At 67.5% G+C, this 6,509-nt stretch carries 6 protein-coding genes; 4 read left to right on the top strand and 2 right to left on the bottom strand.

Annotated features, from left to right (window positions below):
- Window positions 1–7 precede the first annotated feature (7 nt).
- From EB084_17190 to EB084_17175, 4 genes are read left to right on the top strand one after another with little or no spacing between them, the layout of a single operon-like run.
- Complete coding sequence (locus EB084_17190; GenBank protein NDD29993.1) at window positions 8–667, top strand: NAD-dependent epimerase/dehydratase family protein; 660 nt, start codon at window positions 8–10, stop codon at window positions 665–667.
- Window positions 646–2,667: a radical SAM protein gene (locus tag EB084_17185; GenBank protein ID NDD29992.1), complete on the top strand. Its 2,022-nt coding sequence runs from the start codon at window positions 646–648 to the stop codon at window positions 2,665–2,667. The genes EB084_17190 and EB084_17185 overlap by 22 nt, the downstream gene beginning before the upstream one ends.
- A gap of 34 nt (window positions 2,668–2,701) precedes the next feature.
- Entirely contained in the window at window positions 2,702–3,670 is a 969-nt protein-coding gene (locus tag EB084_17180; protein NDD29991.1) for an NAD-dependent epimerase/dehydratase family protein, read from the top strand.
- 1 nt (window position 3,671) lies between these two features.
- Window positions 3,672–4,622 (top strand): NAD-dependent epimerase/dehydratase family protein, encoded by a 951-nt coding sequence (locus EB084_17175; GenBank protein NDD29990.1) that lies wholly within the window; start codon window positions 3,672–3,674, stop codon window positions 4,620–4,622.
- Here EB084_17175 and EB084_17170 read toward each other — a convergent pair.
- Both EB084_17170 and EB084_17165 read right to left on the bottom strand, forming a co-directional pair.
- On the bottom strand, window positions 4,580–5,845 hold the full coding sequence (locus EB084_17170; protein ID NDD29989.1) for a hypothetical protein: 1,266 nt from the start codon (window positions 5,843–5,845) through the stop codon (window positions 4,580–4,582). The two genes, EB084_17175 and EB084_17170, sit on opposite strands and share 43 nt — an antisense overlap.
- 91 nt (window positions 5,846–5,936) lie before the next feature.
- On the bottom strand, window positions 5,937–6,509 hold a 573-nt coding region (locus EB084_17165), incomplete at its 5' end, for a carboxypeptidase regulatory-like domain-containing protein (protein NDD29988.1).

The following is a 6,509-nucleotide window of genomic DNA, read 5'->3' as shown; positions in this document are numbered from 1 at the left end:
CAATCTCGTGCTCACGGCCCGGGTGCTCGAAGCCGCATGGGCGCAGGGGGTCAAAAAGGTGCTGCTGTTCGGCAGCTCGACCGGCTACCCGCCCGCCACGCACCCCGTGAAAGAGAGCGAGATGTGGTCGGCCGATCCCTACGAAGGCTACTTCGGCTACGGCTGGATGCGCCGCTACCTCGAACGGCTCGGCGAGCTCGTCGATCGCCGCTCGACCACCCGCGTGGCCGTGTGCCGTCCGCCAGCCGTGTACGGGCGCCACGACAGCTTCGATGCGGCCACGTCACACGTCATGGCGGGTCTCATCAGACGGGCGGTGGAGGGCGAGACGCCGCTGCGCGTGTGGGGAGACGGCCGCGAGGTGCGCGACTTCCTCCACGTCACCGACCTGGCTCGGGGCGGCCTGGAGCTGCTCGGCTCGGAGGTCGATGAGCCCCTGAACCTGGGCTCCGGCGAGGCGACCACCGTGGGCGAGGTCGCCGCCTTGGTTCTCGACGCCGTGGGCCGAGGCGGCGAGACGCCGCTGTTCGACCCCTCGAAGCCCACAGCCATCCCATTTCGCCTCGTCGACATCACGCGAGCCCGCCATCTGCTGGGGTTCGCCCCAAGCGTGACCCTCCGCGAAGGCGTGGCTGACACCGTGGAATGGTATCGCACGCACCGATGACGAAGAACACCCGCATGCGGCCGCTCACCATCGGACAGGTTCAGATCAACAACAGCTTCTCGAACCAGAACTACTTCCCGTACTCAGTGGGGCTGCTGCAGGCCTACGTCGAGAAGCACGCCCCCCCCGACGCCTTCGGCTTCCTGCTGCCCCTCTACAAGCGGCTGCCGGTGTCGCAGGCCGTCGCGCATCTCGAATCGGCCGACGTGGTGGCCTTCAGCACCTATGTGTGGAACATCCGCATCTCGCTCGAGATCGCGCGACGCCTGAAGGCGCACAACCCCGCGGTGTGCATCGTCTTCGGCGGTCCCCAGGTGCCCGATCGCCCCGAGGCCTTTCTGCGCGAGCACCCGTTCATCGATCTGGCCTGCCACGGTGAGGGCGAGCGGGCCTTCCTGCAGCTGCTCGAACAGCGCCGGCACGCCGCCTCGCTCGAGGCCGTCGACTGGCGCGAGGTGCCGTCGCTGACGTGGCGAGACGGCGAGCGACTGGTAACCAACCCTCGGGCCGCGCGCTTGAAGACCCTCGACGAGATCCCGTCGCCCTATCTCGAAGGCGTGTTCGAGCCGCTCATCGCCGCGAACCCGGACGAGACGTGGCTCGCGCTCTGGGAGACCAACCGAGGCTGCCCGTTCTCGTGCACCTTCTGCGACTGGGGCTCAGCGGTGGCCGCCAAGGTCTACCCCTTCGACTTGACGCGCCTGCACGGCGAGCTCGACTGGTTCGCCGCCCATCGCACCGAGTTCATCTTCTGCTGCGACGCCAACTTCGGAATTCTGCCGCGTGACATCGAGATCGCCACCTACGCCGCGAAGCTGAAGGCCGAGCGCGGCTACCCGCAGGCGCTGTCGGTGCAGAACACCAAGAACGCCACCGAGCGCGCCTACGAGGTGCAGTCGATACTCTCACGCAGCGGATTGAACAAGGGCGTGACCCTCTCGCTGCAGTCGGTCGACCCCGGCACCCTCGAGAAGATCAAGCGCAAGAACATCTCGTCTGACTCGTATCGCGAGCTGCAGCGCCGCTTCACCCGGGATCGGGTCGAGACCTACAGCGATCTCATCCTCGGGCTGCCCGGCGAGACCTACGCATCGTTCACCGAAGGCGTGTCGGCGGTCATCGAGCAAGGGCAGCACAACCGCATCCAGTTCAACAACCTCACCATTCTGCCCAACGCCGAGATGGCCGATCCGGCCTATCGCGCGGCCCACGGCCTCGAGACCGTCGAGACGAAGATCATCAACATCCACGGCACGCTGGTGGCCGACGATGACGAGGTGCACGAATCGCAGGAGCTGGTGATAGCAACGGCCACCCTGCCCAGAGACGACTGGCGCAGAGCGCGGGCGTTCTCGTGGATGACGGCCCTGCTGCACTTCGACAAGGTGCTGCAGATCCCACTGGTGCTTGCCCACGAGCTGGGCGGGCTCTCGTATCGTGAGCTGATTCTGCAGTTCACCGACGGCGACCTGAGCGAGGCGCCGGTGCTCGAGGGGGTACGTCGGTTCTTCATCGAGACCGCCGCCTCGATTCAGGCGGGTGGCACCGAGTATGTCCCGGCGCCGCAGTGGCTCAACATATTCTGGCCCGCTGACGAGCACGCCCTCATCGAGCTGGTCTTCGAGAACCGTCTCGACGCATTCTACGCCGAAGCCGAGCGTGTGCTGACCCGCGCCCTCGCGTCGAGCGCGACGCCGCTTCCCCCTGGCGCGCTGCACGACGCCATCACGCTCAATCAGGCCCTGCTCAAGCGCCCGTTCGAGACCGCTGACTGCGTCATCGAGGTCGGATACGACCTGCTGGCCTGGCATCGCGCGAAGGTGGTGGGCGACGAGGCCACGCTGACCCCTTCACCCACCCGCTATCACATCGATCGCACCAGCGAGCGATGGACCACGTGGGACGACTGGTGCCGGCAGGTGATATGGTACGGCAACAAGAAGGGCGCCTACCTGTACGGAAACTGCGTCACGACGCGCGAGATCGCGGGCCACTACTGATGCCGGCAGCGCGCGCGCAACGGGTGGGTGCCTGATGTTCAAGAATCGAAGCGTTCTGGTGGCGGGCGGAACGGGCCTCATCGGCCGACCGCTGGTCGAGATGCTCCTCGAGCGCGGAGCGAAGGTGCGGGTGGTGTCGCTCGACGACGCGTCTCGCGCCCCCGCGGGGAGCGAGTTCCAGCGTCTCGACCTCACCGACCCCGCGGCCTGCGCCCAGGCCTGCGACGGCATCGAGTTCGTGTTCCAGCTGTGCGGGGTGAAGGGCTCGCCCGCCGTCTCGACCACGCGGCCTGCAAGCTTCATCACGCCCACGGTGCTCTTCAGCTTTCACCTGCTCGAGGCCGCGCGCCGCTGCGGCGTGAAGCGCTATCTGTTCACCAGTTCCATCGCGGTGTACAGCCCGGCCGAGGTGCTCCGCGAAGACGACGTGTGGAGCACATTCCCGAGCCCGAACGACCGCGTGCCCGGCTGGGCCAAGCGGCTGTGCGAGCTGCAGGTCGAGTCGTATCGCGTCGAGTACGGCTGGGAAGACCTCTACATCGTGCGGCCGGCCAACACCTACGGCCCCTACGACAACTTCGACCTGCAGAACGCCATGGTGGTTCCATCGATCGTGCGCCGCGCCGTTGATGGTGAGAATCCCCTCGTCGTGTGGGGAGACGGCTCGGCGCGACGCGACTTCATTCACGCAAGAGACGTGGCCGCAGGCATGCTCACCGTGTTCGAGCAGCGCTGCTCAAAGCCCGTGAACCTGGGCAGCGGCGTGGGCACCTCGATTCGCGAGCTGGTCGACGTGGTGACCGCCCAGCTCGATTCACCGCCTCGCGTCGAGTGGGACACCTCGAAGCCGCGAGGCGACGCCATGCGCGTGATGGACATGACGCGGGCCCGCGCGCTGGGAATCGCACCATCGGTGAGCCTTGAAGCAGGCATTCGCGAGACCATCGACTGGTACGCGCAAAACCGGCAGACCGGCGCCGGCCGCTACGACGTCTTCCGCTGACATGCGCGTGCGCGTGGCGGGTGGCGCCGGACTCGTGGGCCAGCATCTCTGCCTCGAGCTCGCGCGCCGCGGCGTCGAGGTGGCGGCCACGCGCCACCACGCACCCGTGCTCGGCGTCCCATCAGATCCGTGCGATCTCACGCGCTTCGACGACTGCCTGGCGGTGACGCGCGGCTTCGACTGCGTGGCCATCTGCGCCATCGAGAAGTCGGGCACCATGCTCGAGGCCACCAGTCCCACCGCAGAGATTCTGCCCACGCTGCAGATCGTGGGCGGCCTGCTCGAGGCCTGCAGCCGAAACGGGGTTGCGAACGCGCTGCTGATGAGCAGCGCCACCGTCTACCCGGAATGCACTCACCCGATTCGTGAAGACGCGCTCGATCACAACGTGCCCCCGTCACCGCTCTACGAGGGCGTGGGCGAGATGCACCGCTACCTCGAGCGTCTTGCCGCGCACTACACCCGGGTCAGCAAGACCCAGGTCACCATCGTGCGCGCCACGAGCATGTACGGCCCGCACGATCGCTTCGGGCAGGGCGCCAACGTGCTCGCCGCCCTGGTGCGACGCGCCGTCGAGAAGATCGACCCCTTCGTGGTGTGGGGCGACGGCAGCGCCGTGCGCGATTTCTACTTCGCCGCTGACACGGCGCGCGATCTAGCCGACCTCATCGCCCGCCCGCTGCCCGGAATTCCCCTGAACCTCGGCAGCGGAGTCGCATCGACGGTGCGCGAGGCGGTCGACGCGGTACTGGCTGAGAGCGGGCACGCCGTTCAGCCGACGTACGACACGTCGCGCCCCACCGCGTCTCTGTGCCGCACCGTCGACATCAGCCGCCTCGAAGCCCACCTCGGAACGCGGGCACGCACGTCTCTGCAAGACGGGCTGCGCCAGACGATTCACTGGTATCGTCAGGCCAGCGACGCCGAGCGGCGAATCCGCATCCGCAGATAGAGCCACTCGAATATCGCAGCGCTCATGAGCCCGAACCCCGCGACATCGATGCCCGCGATGTTCAGGAACACCCCGAGGGCAAGCACCGCGCACTGCGTGACAAGGCCCACCCCCATGCCCGCGTAGACGCCCCCTGTGTCCTTCTCGATCATGAGCAGGCCGCGCAGGTGCGACGAGAGGGCCGTGAACAGAGGAAGCGCCACGCAGATCGCGGTGGAGCGGCGCACGAGAGGATGCAGCTGGAGCGGCACCTGGAGCGCGGCCCCGAGATAGAGATCGAGCAGGGGCGTGAACGCCAGCAGGGCAGCCACGGCACTCGTGAGCACACCTACCACCCACGCAAACCGGTGCAGCGGCGCGCGTGCCCGCGCATCGTGTGCGCACGCCACCGACGCCTCTTGCAAGGCCAGCCCGCCCCCACGAATGACGAGCATGACACCGAAGGCGACGGGCCACGCGGCGAGGGTGTCCACCGCGTTGGGAAGCCAGGCCACGGCCGCCGCCGTGATGGGGGGCGCGAGAAGGGTGAGGAGCGAGGTCGCCGCAAGCGGCGTGTGAAAGCGAACGACATCGCGCGTGGTGAGCGGCGCCTCTTCCGCGTCGTCCGCGTCCAGGTCGCGCACCGCCTCGCGCGCGAACAGGCGCGTGACAAACGCTTCCGAGATGACCCCCACCATGATGGCCGTTGCGGCGACCTGAACCCCCGGCATCTGCCCATGACGCACCAGGAAGACCGCGGTGGCAAGCACCGTCACCAGTCGAACCCCCGTTCCCCACGACACGCGGTTCGCCTGGCGCGCCCGCACCAGCAGGCCTTGATAGAACCGACGATATCCGATGGCCCCCGTCCACAGCAGCATGATGCCAAGAGCCGGTCGCGCAGCCTCGACGATATCGGCCGGCTGACGCATGATCGCCTCGGTGACGCGGGCGTAGAGCGGTGTGAGTGCGAGCGCCGCGGTGAGTGCCGTGCATGCCACGCACAGTCTGAGCACGAAGCGACGCAGCGTGTCGAACGCCGGACGCGATCGACTCAGCGCGATGGAGGTTGGCAGCAGCATGATGACGGGACTCTCGATGAGCAGCGAGAGCGAGATGGTGAGTCCCCAGGCCGCGAGATTGAGGCGAGGGTCGGCCAGTCGTCCCACGGCGGCCTGCAGCGACGGCGCCTCCATCATCATCAGCTCGAAGCTCAGGGCCAGGGGAAACCACGCCATGAACACGTGGCGCAACGAATGTTGCATCGCGCGGGTCGACGTGGAACCGTCGGGATGAGCGGCAGGAGGCGGGGTTGAATCTTCCGGACAGCGCGCGCTAGGGATTGTAGAAGCTCACCGTCTGGTGCTCGCTGCTCGGCGTGCGCGTGTAGGTCCCGGTGTAGTCGCGGCCGCTGCGTCCGCGCCATATCACGCGAACGCGATACGAACGGCCCAGGGTCACGCCGTTGCAGGCCAGCGAGCGAGGCGAGAGCGGGGTTGACCAGTAGCCCGACCAGTGCTTCGATCCGTTGCCGTACTCCCACACCTCGATGCGACGCACCCAGCGCTTGCGCCCCGATACCGTGTAGCTGTAGGCATTGACGGTGTACACGCCCGTTCTCGCCACGGGGGGTGCGCCTGAGCGCTTTAGCCCCACGAGGACGCTGCGCTCCACCCCCTGCAAGACCTTCACCTGGCCTGTCGCCGACCGGTAGCCACGGCAGTGGATGTGCATGGTGTGTGGCCCGACGGGAACCCCCGCGATGCGAAACGCGCCTTGACCGTCGCTCACGCCCCGCAGCGGCCCATTGTCGAGAATGACCTCGGCGCCGACCACAGACTGCGCGGCCTCGTCTTCGACGCGACCATAGAGCGTGCCCGTCGCCACCTGCTGAGCGGCAGACGGCGA

The sequence above is a fragment of the Pseudomonadota bacterium genome (genome assembly GCA_010028905.1).
In the GTDB taxonomy this organism is placed as follows: Bacteria; Vulcanimicrobiota; Xenobia; order RGZZ01; family RGZZ01; genus RGZZ01.
The sequence above is the reverse complement of the archived record's forward strand: the minus strand, read 5'-3'. Positions and strand labels throughout refer to the sequence as shown.